The sequence below is a fragment of the Paenibacillus maysiensis genome, from assembly GCF_000520815.1.
GTDB classification, from domain to species: Bacteria; Bacillota; Bacilli; order Paenibacillales; family Paenibacillaceae; genus Paenibacillus; species Paenibacillus maysiensis.
Map to the genome: position 1 here is coordinate 1 of NZ_ASRY01000022.1, position 399 is coordinate 399.

Below are 399 nucleotides of genomic sequence, written 5' to 3' on the forward strand. Positions count from 1 at the left end.
CTCCCAAGGGAGCATGGAAAGTCAACGATCAGTTCTTTTTTATTTCCGCTGTATGCCACACTTTATGATAAATCTCAGTTCACACTGATCATACCAGCAACAGAACAAATTGCATTGCCCTTCTTGGACATGATCAAAGATGAGCTAGAAACAAATCAGATGCTGATTGAGGATTTTGGGATTCGTAAAGGGAGCCGCTGGAACAACAATGAGATTTGGCTGAAGAGTAAAGGTGGACTGGATTCCTGCATTATGATTCGTGGCATAGATGGCAGCTTGAGAGGTATTCACTATAGGCACCATCGTCCTACACTAGTTCTAATGGATGATTTGCTTAAGGAGGATACTGCTCGATCTGAAGCTAAACGAGAACAGATTAAAAATACATTTACGGATGTC

1 pseudogene is annotated in these 399 nt (G+C 41.6%); it reads left to right on the forward strand.

Annotation, left to right across the window (positions count from 1 at the left end):
* Positions 1-399, forward strand: a pseudogene (locus L696_RS0101495) (phage terminase large subunit); the annotation flags it as partial.